Source organism: Mycobacterium sp. TY814, from assembly GCF_030755175.1.
Taxonomy (GTDB): domain Bacteria; phylum Actinomycetota; class Actinomycetes; order Mycobacteriales; family Mycobacteriaceae; genus Mycobacterium.
Map to the genome: position 1 here is coordinate 835,250 of NZ_JAUFRY010000001.1, position 16,163 is coordinate 851,412.

At 66.7% G+C, this 16,163-nt stretch carries 10 protein-coding genes; all 10 read right to left on the minus strand.

The annotated features are described in order from the left end of the window. Positions 1-41 precede the first annotated feature (41 nt). Positions 42-818: a 3-oxoacyl-ACP reductase gene (locus tag QXH22_RS03390; RefSeq protein ID WP_306241348.1), complete on the minus strand. Its 777-nt coding sequence runs from the start codon at positions 816-818 to the stop codon at positions 42-44. Continuing rightward, positions 815-2,182, minus strand: a complete 1,368-nt coding sequence (locus QXH22_RS03395) for an aldehyde dehydrogenase (protein WP_306241350.1) — start codon at positions 2,180-2,182, stop codon at positions 815-817. Before QXH22_RS03395 ends, QXH22_RS03390 begins: the two co-directional genes overlap by 4 nt. After that, positions 2,179-2,928, minus strand: a complete 750-nt coding sequence (locus tag QXH22_RS03400) for a gamma-glutamyl-gamma-aminobutyrate hydrolase family protein (protein WP_306244296.1) — start codon at positions 2,926-2,928, stop codon at positions 2,179-2,181. The genes QXH22_RS03395 and QXH22_RS03400 overlap by 4 nt, the downstream gene beginning before the upstream one ends. Beyond that, positions 2,894-4,261, minus strand: a complete 1,368-nt coding sequence (locus QXH22_RS03405; protein WP_306241351.1) for a glutamine synthetase family protein — start codon at positions 4,259-4,261, stop codon at positions 2,894-2,896. The genes QXH22_RS03400 and QXH22_RS03405 overlap by 35 nt, the downstream gene beginning before the upstream one ends. Positions 4,262-4,279: 18 nt before the next feature. Beyond that, positions 4,280-4,834, minus strand: a complete 555-nt coding sequence (locus QXH22_RS03410) for an alpha/beta hydrolase (protein WP_306241352.1) — start codon at positions 4,832-4,834, stop codon at positions 4,280-4,282. Positions 4,835-4,873: 39 nt separating this feature from the next. Beyond that, positions 4,874-11,377, minus strand: a complete 6,504-nt coding sequence (locus QXH22_RS03415) for a PPE family protein (protein WP_306274927.1) — start codon at positions 11,375-11,377, stop codon at positions 4,874-4,876. 296 nt (positions 11,378-11,673) lie between these two features. Then, positions 11,674-12,531: a type I methionyl aminopeptidase gene (gene map / locus QXH22_RS03420; RefSeq protein WP_306241354.1), complete on the minus strand. Its 858-nt coding sequence runs from the start codon at positions 12,529-12,531 to the stop codon at positions 11,674-11,676. 169 nt (positions 12,532-12,700) lie between these two features. Further along, entirely contained in the window at positions 12,701-13,285 is a 585-nt protein-coding gene (locus tag QXH22_RS03425; RefSeq protein ID WP_306244298.1) for a DUF1707 domain-containing protein, read from the minus strand. Positions 13,286-13,328: 43 nt separating this feature from the next. Then, positions 13,329-15,137 carry a penicillin-binding transpeptidase domain-containing protein gene (locus QXH22_RS03430; RefSeq protein ID WP_371934201.1) on the minus strand — a complete coding sequence of 603 codons (1,809 nt, stop codon included), beginning with the start codon at positions 15,135-15,137 and terminating at the stop codon, positions 13,329-13,331. A gap of 157 nt (positions 15,138-15,294) precedes the next feature. Then, complete coding sequence (locus QXH22_RS03435; protein ID WP_306241356.1) at positions 15,295-16,149, minus strand: GNAT family N-acetyltransferase; 855 nt, start codon at positions 16,147-16,149, stop codon at positions 15,295-15,297. Positions 16,150-16,163 lie beyond the last annotated feature (14 nt).

The window sequence follows — 16,163 nt, forward strand, 5'->3', positions numbered from 1 at the left end:
GGCCGCGGTCAGGCCCGGTCCGGCTTCCGGAACTATGTCGGCTACAGCGGCGTCACATAGGCGGAACTGATACCGCCGTCCACCAAGAACGTCGAGGCGGTGATGAACGAGGCGTCGTCACTGGCCAGAAATGCGACGGCAGCGGCGATCTCGTCGGGGTCGGCGAAGCGCCCCAGCGGCACGTGCACCAGCCGGCGGGCGGCCCGCTCGGGGTCTTTGGCGAAAAGCTCCTGCAGCAACGGTGTGTTCACCGGTCCCGGGCACAGTGCGTTGACGCGGATGCCCTGCCGGGCGAATTGCACCCCGAGTTCCCGCGACATCGCCAGCACTCCGCCCTTGGATGCGGTGTAGGAGATCTGCGACGTCGCCGAGCCCATGACCGCGACGAAGGACGCCGTGTTGATGATCGAACCCTTGCCGGCGGGCACCATGTGCCGCAGGGCCGCGCGGCAGCACAAATACACCGATTTCAGGTTGACGTCCTGGACGTGTTGCCAGGCAGGCAGTTCGGTGCTCTCGATCAGGTCGTCCTCCGGCGGCGAGATGCCGGCGTTGTTGAACGCGATGTCGACCGACCCGCATGCGTGCGCGGCGCCGTCGAATAGCTTGTTCACCGACTCCTCGTCGGAAACATCAACTGCCACATACAGTCCGGAGAGTTCTTCGGCGGCAGCACCACCGGCCTCGGCGTCGATGTCGCCGATGACGATGGTCGCGCCCTCGGCGTGCATGCGCCGCGCCGCGGCCAGCCCGATGCCGCTGCCGCCGCCGGTGATGACCGCCACCCGGCCCGCCAGCCGTCGACTCAGGTCGATCACTGCTCCTCCTTGATGGCGATGAACACGTTCTTGGTCTCGGTGAAATGTAGCGGGGCGTCGGGCCCGAGCTCACGGCCCACACCGGATTGTTTGAACCCGCCGAACGGGGTGGTGTAACGCACCGAGGAATGCGAATTCACGGACAGGTTGCCGGATTCCACCGCCCGCGACACACGCAGGGCGCGGGACAGGTCGTTGGTCCAGATCGAACCCGAAAGACCGTATTCGGTGTCGTTGGCCAGCGTGACAGCGTCGTGCTCGTCGTCGAAAGGCAGGACGGTGACGACCGGACCGAAGATCTCCTCGGTGACGCTGCGGTCGGTCCGCCTCGGGGTGAGAACCGTTGGCGGGAACCAGAATCCGGGACCAGCAGGGGCGGTGCCGCGAAACGCGACGGGGGCATTCGGGGGCACGTAGGAGGCCACCTTGTTCCAGTGCGCCCGCGACACCAGCGGACCCATCTGGGTGCCGTCGGCCGCGGGGTCGCCCACCACGACGGCGCGCACGGCGGGTTCGAGCAGCTCCATGAAGCGGTCGTAGACACTGCGCTGCACCAGGATCCGGCTGCGTGCGCAGCAGTCCTGACCGGCGTTGTCGAACACCCCGTCCGGCGCCGTCGCGGCCGCCCGCTCGAGATCGCAGTCGGCGAACACGATGTTGGCGCTCTTGCCACCGAGTTCCAGCGTCACCCGCTTGACGTGCGCCGCCGCACCGGCCATCACCTTCTTGCCCACCGCGGTGGATCCGGTGAACACGACCTTGCGGATGCCCGGATGGGTGACGAACCGCTCCCCCACCACCGAGCCCTGACCCGGCAACACCTGCAACAGGTCGCCGTCCAGCCCCGCCTCGACAGCCAGCTCACCCAGGCGCATGGTGGTCAGCGGCGTCCACTCGGCCGGCTTGACCAGCACCGCGTTGCCCGCCGCCAGCGCAGGCGCGATCCCCCACGTCGCGATCACCATCGGGAAGTTCCACGGGGTGATCACCCCTACCACGCCCATCGGCTCGTGGAAGGTGACGTCGATGCCGCCGGCGACGGGAATCTGCTTGCCGGACAAGCGTTCCGGGCTGGCACTGTAGTACTGCAGCACGTCGCGGACATTGCCCGCCTCCCACCGGGCCGAACCCAGTGGGTGCCCGGAATTGGCGACTTCGAGCGCGGCCAGTTCGTCGAGGTGCGCGTCGACGGTGGCCGCGAACGCCCGCAGTCCGGCGGCGCGTTCGGCCGGCGCCAGCCGCGCCCAGCGCCGCTGCGCGGCGCTCGCCCGTGCCACCGCGTCGTCGACGGCGGCGGCGTCGGCATGCTCGACCGAGCGCAGCACCTCTTCGGTGGCGGGGTTGATCAGCTGCGCGGAGGTCATGCGGCCGCATAGGATCGGGCGGCGTCGACCAGGGCGGTGAACAGCCGCAGATCGTCCAGCGACTTCTCCGGATGCCATTGCACCGCAAGGGCGAACGCATCCCCGGGCAGCTCCACCGCCTCGACGACGCCGTCCACGTCCCACGCGCTGACCACCAGCGCCTCGCCCACCGCGTCGATCGCCTGATGGTGGTAACACGGCACCTCGGCGGTCTCGCCGATCAGCGCCGCCACCCTGGTTCCGGGAACGGTGCGCACCGGCAGCCTGCTGAATACGCCGTTACCGGCGCGGTGACCGGAGTGGCCGATCACCTCGGGCAGGTGCTGGTGCAGGGTGCCGCCATAGGCGACGTTGAGCAGTTGCGCGCCACGGCAGATGCCCAGCACCGGCAGCCTGCGGTCCAGCGCGGCGCGCAACAACGCGAACTCCCACGCGTCGCGGTTGACGCGCGGCTCGTCGGTGGTGGCATGGGGTTGCTGCCCGTACGCCGCGGGGTCCAGGTCGTAGCCCCCGGTGATCACCAGCGCGTCCAGGCTGTCCAGCAGCCGGTTCACCGCGTCGACGTTGACCGGCTGCGGCGGCAGCAGCACCGGTATCCCACCGGCCAGCATGACGCCCTCGAAGTAGTCGGCGGGCAGGTACGCCGCGGGAATGTCCCACACCCCGGTCCGCACCTGCTCCAGGTACATCGACAGTCCCACCACCGGGGCGTTACAGCCGCTCAAAGCCACGAATCCTCTCCCAATCGGTGACCGCGGCGTTGAACGCCCGGAGTTCGACGCGCGCGTTGTTCAGGTAATGCGCGACCACGTCGTCGCCGAAGGCCTCCCGCGCCAGCGCCGACTCCCCGAACAGCGTGGCGGCCTCGGCCAGCGTTCCGGGCAATCGCTCGACGTCCTGCGCCTGGTATGCGTTGCCGGCGTAGGGCTCGCCGAGTTCCAGGCCCCGGTCGATACCGTACAGACCGCCCGCGATCAGCGCGGCGACCGCCAGGTACTGGTTGACGTCGCCACCCGGTATCCGGCATTCCACCCGAATGCTGCGTCCGTGCCCCACCACCCGCAGTGCGCAGGTGCGGTTGTCCAGCCCCCAGGCAACCGCGGTCGGAGCGAAGCTGCCGTCGGCGAAACGCTTGTAGGAGTTGATGTTCGGCGCGAAGAACAACGTGAGTTCGCGCACCGTGGCCAGCAGGCCGGCGACGAAGCTACGGAACGTCGCCGACATGCCGCCGCTGCCGTCGGCGAATGTCGCGGTGTCGTCCGGGCCGCGCAGCGACAGATGGACGTGACAGCTATTGCCTTCGCGCTCATCGTATTTCGCCATGAACGTCAGGCTCTTGCCGTGCTGGTCGGCGATCTCCTTGGCGCCGTTCTTGTAGATGGCGTGGTTGTCGCAGGTGACCAGCGCCTCGTCGTAGCGGAAGCCGATCTCCTGCTGGCCGTTGTTGCATTCGCCCTTGATCGCCTCGACCCGCAGACCCGCGCCCTGCATCCCCAGGCGGATGTCGCGCAGCAGCGGCTCCATGCGCGAGGAGGCCATGATCGCGTAGTCGATGTTGTAGTCGCTGGCCGGCGTCAGGTCCCGGTAGCCGCCGGCCCACGCCTGACGGTAGGACTGGTCGAACACGATGAATTCCAGCTCGGTGGCCACGTCGGCGACCAGTCCGCGCTGCGCCAGCCGGTCAAGCTGGCGGCGCAGCACGGCGCGTGGCGACACGGCCACGGGGCTGCCGTCGGCCCAGGCCAGGTCCGCGATCACCAGCGCGGTGCCCGGCAACCACGGCACCGGGCGCAGCGTCGACAGGTCCGGCGTCATCACCATGTCGCCGTAGCCGGTCTCCCAGCTCGACATGGCGTAGCCGGGCACGGTGTTCAGGTCGACATCGACGGCCACCAGGTAGCTGCAGCACTCGGCGCCGTGCGCGGCCACCTCGTCGACGAAGAACCGGCCGGCCACCCGCTTGCCGACCAGCCGGCCCTGCATGTCGGTGAACGCGACGATGACGGTGTCGATGTCACCGGTGCCCACCAGCTGCACCAGTTCCGTCAACGCCAGGCGTGACGAATCATGTTGTGGCACTTGACTGAACCCCCGCGCCTACCAGGCGCTGGTGCGCAACACGATTTCGGTGGCCAACTGTGCTGTCGACTCCTGGGCGTTGCGGCGGCCCGCCAGGTCCACGACCCGGTAGTCGGAAAAGACCAGCCGCTGGCTGTCGCGCGCCGCGTCTCGCGCGGCGGGAGAGCTCACCAACACGGTGGTGCCGATCTCCACCGGTGGGCAGTCGTCGTCGCGAACCACCCCGTCGGCACCGGCCACGGCCGGGTGCCCGCGATCGATGGCGACCAGGCCGGCGAACCGGCCCAGCCTCGTAGCCGCCAGTTCCCAGGCGAGTTCCGCGCCGTCGCGGTCACCCACCACCACGGCCCAGCCGATCCCCAGCGAATCGAGGATTCCGATGACCGACTTCGCGGTCAACCGCGGATCCGCGGCGATCACGACGGTTCGCAGCGACGCGGTGTGCAGGCGCTCGCAGATCGCGTCGTACGCCACGACGGCGCGCTGCTCGGCGCCGAGGATCACCACCACGACACCCTTCTCCGGACCGGCAACTCCTACCTGGGCGGAGAACCCGTCGAGCGTGGTCATCATCCTGGACACCCCGCCAAAACTACGCCCAATGGTCCGCGTTTACACGCCGGGAAGCAGACCCGTCAGTTGGCGGAGCAGGAAGGTGGCGACCTCGAACGCGAGATTGCCGACATAGAGCGCCCGCGGCAGGTAACCGACGTCCAGCAGACCTGCGTTGTAGATCCCGAGGTTGGCGAAACCGGACAGCGTGGCGCCGACATTGAGCAAGCCCGAATTGGCGGCGCCGAGATTCAACGGGCCGGACAGCGCCGTGCCCAGATTCAGCGTCCCGGAGTTGCCCAGCCCGGCGAGCAGCAGGCCGGAGTTGCCGGCGCCCGGCGTCACCAGGCCGGAGTTGCCCGCACCCAGTGTCAGCAGACCCGAGTTGCCCAAACCCGATGCCAGCCAGCCGGAGTCGCCGGCATAGATGTTCAGCAGGCCCGAACTGCCCGCGCCCGGGTTCAGCGTTCCCGAGTTGCCGGCGCCGGCGTTGTAGTTCCCGGACGTGCCGAAGCCGAAGTTCTGGTTACCGGAGCTTCCCGTGCCGGGGTTGTTGATGCCGGACGTCCCCCCACCGACGTTGCCGGTGCCCGCGTTGCCCGCTCCGGGATTGCTGGTGCCGGAACTGCCGGCCCCGATGTTGGTGCCGCCGGAACTGCCGAAGCCGATGTTGCCCGAACCGGCATTGCCGCCGCCGACGTTGCCGCTGCCCGAACTGCCGGCCGTGCCGTTGTTGTTGTTGCCGGAGCTGCCCGCGCTGCCCGCGTTGTCGGTGCCGGAATCCCCGCCGCTGCCGGAGTTGCCCGAACCCGAGCTGCCCGAGGCGGCGATGTTGCCGGTGCCTGAACTGCCGAAGCTGATCGCGTTGTTGTTGGCGCCGGAACTGCCGGCGCTGCCGTTGTTGTTGGAGCCCGAGTTCCCGGCGCTGCCGTTGTTGCCGGTACCCGAGTTGCCCGCAGTGCCGTTGTTGCCCGAACCGGAGCTGCCGCCGGCGGCGTTATTGCCCGAGCCGGACGTACCGGCGCCGCCGTTGTTGCCGGTGCCCGACTGTCCGCCGCTGCCGTTGTTGTTGAAGCCCGAGTTTCCGGCGGTCCCGTTGTTGCCGGTGCCTGAGCTGCCACCGGCCGCCGCGTTGTTGAGGCCCGAGCTCCCGAAGGTCGCCCCGGTGTTGCTGGTGCCCGAGTTGCCGCCGCCGCCGCTGTTGTTCAGACCTGAGTTGCCGGCGCTGCCCGCGTTACCGGAGCCGGAGTTGCCGCCGCTACCGGAGTTGCTGGTTCCCGAGTTTCCGCCTGCGGCAATGTTATTGGCGCCCGAACTGCCGAAGGTGACGCCCGTGTTGTTACGGCCCGAGTTGCCGCCACCACCGCTGTTGCTGAAGCCCGAGTTGCCGGCGCTGCCGGAATTGCCTTCGCCGGAGTTACCCGCGCTGCCCCTGTTCCCGATGCCCGAATTGCCGCCCGCGCCGGCGTTGGCCTCACCTGAACTGCCCAGCGACCCGCTGTTATTGGTGCCGGAGTTTCCGGCGCCCCCGCTGTTGTTGGTCCCCGACTGTCCGGCGCTGCCGCTGTTGCTGAAGCCGGAGTTCCCGCCGCTGCCCTGGTTGCCTTCGCCGGAGCTGCCGTTGCTGCCGGAGTTGTTGGAGCCGGCGTTGCCGCCGCCGGCACCGCTGTTGCTGGTACCCGAGTTGCCGCCACCGACACCGCTGTTGAAATTGCCGGAGTTTCCGCCGCCGGCCACATTGTTTCTACCGCCGGAGTTGCCGCCGCCCGGGCTCGCGTTGCCTGTACCAGAATTGCCGCCGTTGGCGAACCCGCCGTTGTCTTTCCCGGAATTGCCTGAGCTGCCGAAGCCACCGTTGCCGGTGCCCGAGTTCCCGCCGCCCGCACCACCGTTACCGATGCCTGAGTTTCCACCGCCCAGACCGACATTGTTGGCACCCGACGTGCCGTTGCTGAGGCTGTTTCCGAAGCCGGAAGTGCCGGACGCCGCGGCATTGTTGAACCCTGACGAGCCCGCACCGTTGTTGGTTCCCGAGGCGGCGACCGGAGCCCCGTTGCCGGTGTTGTTGTCGCCGACGTTCCAGCTGCCGGAGTTGTTGTTGCCGGTGTTGGTGTTCCCGGAGTTGTTGTTGCCGGTGTTGGTGTTCCCGGAGTTGCCGTCGCCGGTGTTGGTACTGCCGGTGTTGTCGTTGCCGGTATTGGTACTGCCGCTGTTTCGGCTACCGGTATTGGTGTTGCCGGAGTTGTTGTCGCCAGAGTTGGTGTTTCCGCTGTTTCCGTCGCCGGTGTTGGTGTTGCCGGAGTTGCTGGATCCGGTGTTGGTGTCGCCGCTGTTGCCGGTACCGGTGTTGGTCCTACCGGAGTTGTTGGCCCCGGTGTTGGTATTCCCGCTGTTGCCGTCGCCGGTGTTGGTGAAGCCGGCGTTCTTGTTGCCCGTGTTGGTGTTGCCGGAATTGAAGTCAAACCTGTTGGTATTGCCTGAGTTTCCGTTGCCGGTGTCGGTGAAGCCGGAGTTCTTGTCGCCGGTGTTGGTGTTGCCGGAGTTGAAGCTGCCGGTGTTGGTGCTTCCCGAGTTCTTGTCGCCGGTATTGGTGAAGCCCGAGTTGTAGTTGCCGCTGTTGGTGTTACCCGAGTTGCCCGTGCCGGTGTTGGTGTTGCCTGAGTTCCGGAAGCCAGTGTCGGTGAAGCCGGAGTTGTAGCTACCGGTGTTGGTGTTCCCTGAGTTGTAGCCGTCCGGGATGCTGGGGTTGTAGTAGCTGTTGGTGTTCCCCGAGTTGAAGTTGCCGGTATTGGTGTTGCCGGAGTTGGCGTTTCCGGTGTTGGTGTTGCCGGAATTGAGGTTGCCGGTGTTGGTGTTGCCCGAGTTGCGCGCACCGGAGTTGGTGTTGCCGGAGTTGAGGTCGCCGGTGTTGGTGTTGCCGGAGTTGTGGTTTCCGGTGTTGGTGTTGCCGGAGTTGTAGCTTCCGGTGTTGGTGTCGCCGGAGTTGTAGCCGTCGGGTCGGGAGGCGTCGCCGAAGGTGTTGGTATTGCCCGAGTTCAGGTTGCCGGTATTGGTGTTGCCCGAGTTCTGGTTGCCGGTATTGGTGTTCCCGGAGTTCTGGTTGCCGGTATTGGTGTTCCCGGAGTTCTGGTTGCCGGTATTGGTGTTCCCGGAGTTCAGATTGCCGGTATTGGTGTTGCCCGAGTTGTAGTCGCCGGTGTTGGTGCCACCGGCGTTGTAGTTGCCGGTGTTGGTGCCACCTGCGTTGTAGTTGCCGGTGTTCGTCCCACCGGCGTTGTAATTGCCGGTGTTCGTCCCGCCGGCGTTGTAATGGCCGGTGTTGGTGCCACCGGAGTTGTAGTTGCCGGTGTTCGTGCCACCGGAGTTGTAGTAGCCCGCGTTGGTGCCGCCCGAGTTGTAGTACCCGGTGTTGGTGCCGCCCGCGTTGAAGCTGCCGGTATTGGTGCCGCCCGCGTTGTAGCTGCCGTAGTTGGTGCCACCGGCGTTGAAACTGCCGGTGTTAGTACCACCAGAGTTGAAATTGCCCGTGTTGGTGCCACCGGCGTTGTAGTTGCCGGTGTTCGTCCCGCCGGCGTTGTAGTCACCCGTGTTGGTGCCGCCCGAGTTGTAGTCGCCGGTGTTGGTGCCGCCCGAGTTGTAATTGCCGGTGTTGGTGCTGCCCGCGTTGAACCGCCCGGTGTTCGTGCTGCCGGAGTTGTAGAGGCCGGTGTTGGTGCTGCCCGAGTTGAACAGGCCGGTGTTGGTGCTGCCCGCGTTGAAGAATCCCGTGTTGCCGCTGCCGGAATTCCACAAACCGGTGTTCAAGTTGCCAGCGTTCCAGAATCCGGTGTTGTAGTTACCGGAGTTCATCGCGAAGGTGTTGCCGGTGCCGCCGTTCCACCAGCCCAAGTTGCCGCTGCCGGCATTACCGAAGCCGATGTTGTAGTTCCCCGAATTACCGAAGCCGATGTTGCCGCTGCCCGAGTTCCCGAAGCCGATATTGAAGTTTCCGGAGTTGCCCAGGCCCAGGTTGAACCACCCCGAGTTCAGTCGGCCGATACCGAACTGGTTGTCACCGGTGAGCCCCAGCCCGACGTTGTTGTTCCCGGTGTTGCCGAAGCCGATGTTGTTGGTGCCGTTGTTGCCCCACCCCTGGTTGTTGGTTCCGGTGTTCCCGCCACCCTGATTGCCGGTCCCGGTGTTTCCCATGCCGGGGTTGTTGTTGCCGACGTTGCCGTTCCCGGCGTTGCCGTTGCCCCGGTTGCCCTCTCCGACGTTGCCGCTGCCGGTGTTGCCGCCACCCTGGTTGTTGCTGCCGGCGTTGCCGTTGCCAACGTTGCCGCTCCCGGTGTTGCCGCTGCCGGCGTTGGAGTTGCCGATGTTGCCGCTGCCGGTGTTGTTGCTGCCTTGATTGCCGTTGCCCATGTTGTTGTCACCGGTCCCCAGTCCGATGCCGCGCTTGCCGCTGCCCGCATTCCCGCTACCGATGTTGCCGCTACCGGTGTTGTTGCTGCCCTGATTGCCGTTGCCCAGGTTGTTGTCACCGGTCCCCAGCCCGATGCCGCGGTTGCCGCTGCCCGCATTCCCGCTACCGATGTTGCCGCTACCGGTGTTGTTGCTGCCGATGTCGCCGTGACCGACGTTTCCGTTGCCCTGGTTGCCCGACCCCAGGTTGTTGTCGCCTTTGTTGCCGAAACCGGCATTGCCGTTGCCCAGGTTGCCATTACCGGTGTTGTTGTCGCCCCGGTTGCCCAAACCTGAATTGGCATTGCCGAAGTTGCCGTTGCCGACGTTGTCATTGCCCCGGTTACCGTTGCCCTGGTTGTTATTGCCGGTATTGCCGTCGCCTGAGTTGGCGTTGCCCTTGTTCCCGTCACCGGTGTTGTTGTCGCCGGCGTTACCGAAGCCGGCGTTGCCGTTGCCCTTGTTGCCGTCGCCGTTGTTGGCATTGCCGGCGTTGCCCAGTCCGGCGTTGTTGTCGCCTTTGTTCCCGTTGCCGACGTTTCCATCGCCCAGGTTGCCGGAACCGCCGTTGGCGCTGCCCTTGTTGCCGTCGCCTCCGTTGGTGTTGCCCAGGTTGCCGTCACCCACGTTGTTGTCGCCCTTGTTGGCGTCGCCGGTGTTGCCGCTACCCAGGTTGCCGTTGCCCCGGTTGTTGTTGCCTTCGTTGCCGTTTCCGACGTTCGAGTCACCCAGGTTGCCCATGCCCTGATTGGTGGCGCCCTTGTTGCCGTCGCCGATATTGCCGTCGCCGAGGTTGCCGTTGCCCTGGTTGTTGGCGCCTTTGTTGCCATCTCCGGCGTTGCCGCCGCCCAGGTTGCCGTCGCCGGCGTTGCCGTGGGCGAGGTCGCCGGTGTTGTTGTTTCCGTCGCCGCTGTTCAGGTTGCCGATGTTGCCGTTTCCGGCGTTGCTGTTGCCGGTGTTGCCGCTACCGGTGTTGAAGTTGCCGCGGTTGCCGTCGCCGGTGTTGCTGATGCCCTGATTGCCGTTGCCCTGGTTGCTGTTACCGGTATTCCCGTTGCCCGGGTTCGAGCCGCCGGTGTTGCCGTCACCGTTGTTCAGGACACCGTTGTTGCCGTTGCCTACGTTGCCGTTACCGGTGTTGCCACTCCCGGCATTGCCGCTGCCCCGGTTCCCGTCCCCGGCGTTGTTGCTGCCCCGGTTGCCGTTGCCCTGGTTGGAGTTGCCGGTATTCCCGCTGCCGCGATTGTTGTCGCCGATATTGCCGTTACCGTCGTTGCCGGTGCCCTGGTTGCCGCTGCCGCCGTTGGTCGAACCGGTGTTGCCGTCACCGTTGTTGCCGCTGCCCCTGTTGCCGCTGCCGACGTTGTCGTTGCCCCTGTTTCCGTTGCCGCTGTTGCCGGTGCCCTGATTGCCGATGCCGGCAGCCAACGCCGCTGCGGCGGATCTGGGCGCTGCGACCGGATCGCCGGCAGCAGCCGCCCCCGGAACGGGGGTTGCTTCAGCGGCGCGGCTTGTCTGCGCGGCTGCGCTGTCTGCCGCGGGAGTTGCGGCCGGCGGGTTCGCCCGGATCCCCAGCAACCCGGCGACCCGGCCGGCCAGGTCCTGTAGGGAGCTCTGCCATGGCACCAATTGAGCGACGGCAGCCGAAACCTGCGAATAGTAATCCGACATTGCCGCGACGTCCTGCGCCCACATTTGCTCATAGACCGCTTCGGCCGCCGCGATAGCCGGGGTGTTCTGCCCGAACAGGTTCGAGAAAACCAGTGATAACAATTGTCCTCGATGCGCGACCAATGCGGCTGGATGCACCGTCGCGGCCCTGGCCGCCTCGAAAGCCCCGGCCGCGACCCGCGCCTGACCGGCAACCTCCGCCGCCCCGGACGCCGCCGCATTAAGCCAGCCCACATAGGGGGCGGCGGCGTTTGCCATCGCCGCCGCGGACGGCCCCTGCCAGACGCCACCAGCCAGCCCTGACGTCACTGAATCGAAAGATGCTGCGGCCGAATCTAATTCACTGGCCAATCCGTCCCATGCCGCCGCAGCGGACAGCATGGGGGTAGGGCCGGCTCCGGTGAAGATACGGGCAGAGTTGACCTCCGGCGGAAGGGCGAAGAACGTCATGACCCGGCCAGGGAGCAACTCGACGCACGAGCCGCGCCACTCGCCCAACCGTGCGCAGGTCGCACCATACCGCCTCCAGAATTCAGCCCGAGCAGTCAAGCTACAACACAGGAAGCTGTCCGATATCCGAATTCGTAGAACGCACTTCTACTTTAACCGGAGCAAATGTGCGCTGTTGAATTCATCTGGTGCGGCAGTTATTGCTACATTTCCTCGGGGCCCCGTTGCGGACAGACGCGAAATCGCACGACTGCGGGTGAACCAGTGCGAGTTTGTGTCTGCTCGCGCCAACAGGCTCAGGGCAGGGTGAGGATTTCCGCGCCCGTCTCGGTGACCAGCAGGGTGTGCTCGAACTGCGCCGTCCACTTGCGGTCCCTGGTGACCACCGTCCAGCCGTCGTCCCAGATCTCGTAATCCAGGGTGCCGAGGTTGATCATCGGCTCGATGGTGAACGTCATCCCCGGCTGGATGACCGTCTCCACCGCGGGCTGGTCATAGTGCAGCACCACCAGCCCGTTGTGGAACGTGGTGCCGATGCCGTGGCCGGTGAAGTCGCGAACCACGTTGTAGCCGAACCGGTTTGCATAGGATTCGATGACGCGGCCGACCACCGACAGCTGCCGTCCCGGTTTGACGGCCTTGATGGCGCGCATGGTGGCCTCGTGGGTCCGCTCGACGAGCAGCCGGTGCTCCTCGGAGACGTCGCCGGCCAGGAAGGTCGCGTTGGTGTCGCCGTGCACTCCATTGATGTAGGCGGTCACGTCGATGTTGACGATGTCGCCGTCCTCGATCACCGTCGAGTCCGGGATGCCGTGGCAGATCACCTCGTTGAGCGATGTGCAGCACGACTTCGGGAAATTTTTGTAGCCCAGTGTCGACGGGTAGGCGCCGTTGTCGACCATGTACTCGTGTGCGATGCGGTCGAGTTGGTCGGTGGTGACGCCCGGCGCGACGGCTTTGCCCGCCTCTTGCAGCGCGCGCGCCGCGATCTGGCCCGCCACCCGCATCTTCTCGATGACCTCGGGGTCTTGCACCCAGGGCTCGGAGCCCTCTTTGGCGGTGGACTTGCCGACGTACTCCGGGCGCGCGATCCACTTGGGTACCGGCAGCGTCGGGGAGAGCACGCCGGGAGACAGCGCGGTTCGAACAGGCATGGCAGCTAGCTTAACGATGCTGCGCCGTTAGTGCCGCCGAGCGGCTGCGCCGCATCGAGCCTGCCGAATTGGCGAGCCCCACTCGCACTTCCACTGCAGAATTACAGCCTGGGCGGAGCGTCCAAGCCGATCCGGCGCCACACCGCACATTGCGCAGGTCGGCGGGCAGTCACAACCGGGGACGGCGCAGCAACGTCCGTCGCGGCCCGCGGATGATCACCGAGCCGAACACCACCTGACCGCTCAGCACCACGTGCGGATTGCCTTCGGCCGGCGGGTCTTTGCGCCGATCCGACGCACTGCCCACATAAGCTTCGACGTTGTCGATCGACGCGCTGGCCCCCTCGGGCAGCCACAGGTTCAGCGAGCCGAACTTCATGTCGATCTCGATGACCACCACCGGACCCGCGAACCGTGCCTTCGTCAGGTCCAGGTCGATCGACCCGAACCGGCGCACCAGCGACAGCCGGGTGGGCACCGTCCACTCCCCGTGGCGCTTCAGGGAGCCGGCCCAGCCCCGCAGTTCCACGCGGTCGGTCGCCGAGGTGACGATCTCTCCCGGCGCGGGCAGGTCGCCGACCAGCCTGTCCAACTCGTCGCGGGTGCGCGCGTAGGACACCTGGCGGGTGCGCTGTTCGAACTCGTCGATGTTGATCAGCCCGAGCGCCAGGGCATTCTGCAGTCGGCGCATGGTGCCGTTGCGGTCGGCGTCCGACACCCGCATCGCCGCCATGTCTCCGCCCGGCCCGGTCATGCTCACCTTCGCAACTTACCGCTGATGCGGGCCCGCAATCGCGTTAGGCCAGGTAGCCGGGCGGTAGCGAGTCGAACATCACTTTCGTCATCCGCACGGCGTACTCCGAGCTGCCGCCTCCGACAATCAGGGCAGCGAACGCCAGGTCACCGCGATATCCGGCGAACCAGGAATGCGAGCCGCCCGCGAATTCGGCTTCCCCGGTCTTGCCGTAGATCTCCCCGCAGCCCGCGATCTCTTTTGCCGTGCCGTTGGTGACGACCAACCGCATCATCGGGCGCAACGCCTCGACCATCTTCGGGCTGATCGGCGTGTTGTCGCCGGCGACCGTGGTCGGCCGCCCCGCGATCAGCTGCGGCACCGGGGTCTTCCCCGCTGCGACGGTCGCCGCCACCAGGGCCATGCCGAACGGGCTGGCCAGCACCCGGCCCTGGCCGAAGCCGTCCTCGGTGCGTTCGGTCAGGTCAACCGTCGGCGGCACCGAACCGGTGACCGTGGTGATCCCCTCGACCTGGTAGTCCAGCCCGATGCCGTAGCGGGTGGCGGCCTGCGTCAGCCCGCGCGGCGGCAGTTTGGCGCTCAGTTCGGCGAACGTGGTGTTGCAGGAACTGGCGAAGGCGCGCGACATGGGCACCACACCGAGATCGAAGCCGCCGTAGTTGGGAATGGTGCGGTGGCCGATGTCGATGTGGCCCGGGCAGCCGACCATCGTGTTGGGGGTCGCCATGTCGCGGTCGACGGCGGCACCGGCGGTGACCATCTTGAAGGTAGAGCCGGGCGGGTACAGGCCGGTGGTGGCCAGCAGGCCCTCGGCGTTGGCACCGGCGTTCTGAGCGATCGCCAGGATCTCTCCGGTCGACGGCTTGATCACGACCAGCATCGCCTTGCCACCGCGAGTGTCGACCGCATGCTGAGCCGCGTCCTGCACGGCCCGGTCCAAGGTGATCGACACCGACGGCGCGGGCGAGCCTTCGACCTCGTGCAGCACCGCGACGTCGACACCGTTTTGGTTGGTGCTGACGATGCGCCATCCGGCCTGGCCGTCGAGCTGATCGATCACCGACTTCTTGACCTCGGCCATGACCGCCGGCGCAAAGTGCGGATCGGTGGGCAACAACTCCGGATGCGGGGTGATCACGACGCCGGGCAGCTGCCCGATCGCCGGGAACACCCGGTTGCTGTCGTCGGGCAACAGCGTGGCCAGGTCGATCGGCTGGGTGGCCGAGCTGGCCGTTTCAGCCAGCAGCTGAGGATCGTTGAGCGTGTCGTTGAACGGATGCAGTGCGTCGATGACGGCGTGCGCGGTGCCGATCAGGTCGGGTCCCGCCTTGGTGGCGTCCAGCGAGTAGTTGTAGATGTAGCCGGGCGCCAGGACGTCCGAGCCGCCCAGCTCGTTTACCGAGGCGCGCCGCGGCTGGTCGGCACGCAACGCGAACGTCTGGTGTTCCCCCAGCTTCGGGTGCAGCCCGGTGGTCGCCCAGCGGACCTGCCAATGCCCTTCGTCGCGAGCCATCTTCAACTGGCCGTCGTAGGTCCAGGTCCGGTTCTTCGGCAGGTGCCAGGTGAAGCGGTAGACGACGGTGCCGGTGTCCTCGGCGTACTTCGAGCTCAGCACCTGTGCGTCCAGGTGGGTCGCTTGCAGGCCGGCCCAGGCGGCATTGAGCGCCTCGCGTGCCTCATTGGGGTTGTCGCTGAGCTGAGCGGCGGTCGCGGTGTCCCCGACGGACAAGGCCGCCAGGAACTTCTCGGCGGCGGGGCCTGGCCCTTCCGGCTTCGGGGTGCATCCGGGCAGTACGACCAGCGCCATCAGCAGAACTGCAACGGATGATGCCAGTGTGGTTTTTGAGCCTATTGTGACCATCGGTACTGATGTTAAGAACTGATGCGGTCACGTCGGCGCAGACACACCGAGACCTGACCGTTATCCGCGCGAAAGCAACGAGGCTGCGATTTCGAGCGCCGAGTGTCGCAGGGCGGTTCCACTCGCGGAATGAACCGCTACCCCGCCACTAATCCAGCAGCACCGTGGCGAACGTGCCGACTTCTTTGAAACCGACCCGGGCGTAGGCGGCCCGGGCGACGGTGTTGAAGTCGTTGACGTAGAGACTGGCGATGCGCCCGCTGCCGACGATGACGGCGGCCAGCGTCGCGGTGCCGGTGGTGCCCAGTCCGAGGCCCCGCCGCTCGGGGTGCACCCACACCCCCTGGATCTGGCCGACCGACGGCGACTGCGACCCCACCTCCGCCTTGAAGATGACCTGCCCGTGCTCGAAGCGGGCCCAGGCCCGTCCGGCCGCAATCAGGCTGGCCACCCGCCGCCGGTAGCCTCGGCCGCCGTCGCCCAGCCGCGGGTCCACGCCGACTTCGCCGATGAACATGTCGACGGCAGCCACCAGGTAAGCGTCGATCTCCTCGGGCCGCACCTGCCGCACTTCGAGATCCAGCGCGCAATTGGGATGACTGTCCAGCGCCATCAGCGGTTGCCGATCGCGCACGTCGCGGGCCGGGCCCCAGGCCGGCTCGAGTCGCTGCCACATCGGCAGCACCAGATCGGCCCGGCCGACCAGCGACGAGCACCGGCGGGCCGTGCTCTTGGCTTCGTCGGCGAAAGCGTTCAGGTCGATCAGATTGCCGCGTAGCGGGATGAGGTTAGCCCCGGCGAAGCACAGCGATTCCTCGGGAGCGCGCCGGGTCCACAGTTCGCCACCGATGGAGTTGGGTTCGACACCGTAGTCCGCGACTCGCGCGGCCACCATGCAGGATTCGACCGGATTGTCACCCAGGACCCGCCATACCGCGGCGGCATCGCGCACCACCGAAACCCGTCTCTCGCCGACGAGGCGCAAGATGGGCGGAGCCGACATCTCATAACTCTCTG

Coding starts and splice junctions, on each gene's coding strand:
- QXH22_RS03415 (WP_306274927.1), bottom strand. CDS start 11,377: ATGACGTTCTTCGCCCTTCCGCCGGAGGTCAACTCTGCCCGTATCTTC.
- QXH22_RS03435 (WP_306241356.1), bottom strand. CDS start 16,149: ATGTCGGCTCCGCCCATCTTGCGCCTCGTCGGCGAGAGACGGGTTTCG.
- QXH22_RS03425 (WP_306244298.1), bottom strand. CDS start 13,285: ATGACCGGGCCGGGCGGAGACATGGCGGCGATGCGGGTGTCGGACGCC.
- map (WP_306241354.1), bottom strand. CDS start 12,531: ATGCCTGTTCGAACCGCGCTGTCTCCCGGCGTGCTCTCCCCGACGCTG.
- QXH22_RS03410 (WP_306241352.1), bottom strand. CDS start 4,834: ATGATGACCACGCTCGACGGGTTCTCCGCCCAGGTAGGAGTTGCCGGT.
- QXH22_RS03395 (WP_306241350.1), bottom strand. CDS start 2,182: ATGACCTCCGCGCAGCTGATCAACCCCGCCACCGAAGAGGTGCTGCGC.